The organism is Burkholderia sp. KCJ3K979 (assembly GCF_016759955.1).
Classification (GTDB): Bacteria; Pseudomonadota; Gammaproteobacteria; order Burkholderiales; family Burkholderiaceae; genus Burkholderia; species Burkholderia orbicola.
Genome location: NZ_JACFYV010000492.1, coordinates 1 through 381, shown reverse-complemented (window position 1 = coordinate 381; position 381 = coordinate 1). Strand labels below are relative to the sequence as shown.

General features: G+C 68.0%; 1 protein-coding gene. It reads left to right on the top strand.

The features are described from left to right. Nucleotides 1–381, top strand: a 381-nt coding sequence (locus H3O04_RS35790; protein ID WP_202589561.1) for a Tar ligand binding domain-containing protein, incomplete at both ends; no start/stop codon positions are given.

The window sequence follows — 381 nt, the reverse complement described above, 5'->3', positions numbered from 1 at the left end:
ATGGTGTTCAGGAACCTGACGATTCGTGCGCGCATCGGTTTGACGATGGCGTTTCTGGCGGTACTGCTGGGTGTCACCGGCGTGCTCGGTCTGTACGGGATGACGCGTGCGAACGATTCGACGCGCGAGATTTTCACGAACCAGATGCCGAGCGCGGTCAACGTGGCGATGGCGGAAATGTTCGCCGCGCGCGAGCGCCTCGCACTCGACCGTGCGGCGCTGCTGGCCGGCACGCCGGACTCGGCGGCGGCCATCGAGCGCAGCCGCGCGATGCGGGCACAATCGGACGCCTGGTGGCAGAAATACCTTGCGCTGCCGCGCGACGCCGACGAGGACCGGCTCGCACAGGACGTCGCCGCCCGGCGCAAGGTGCTGCAGGAC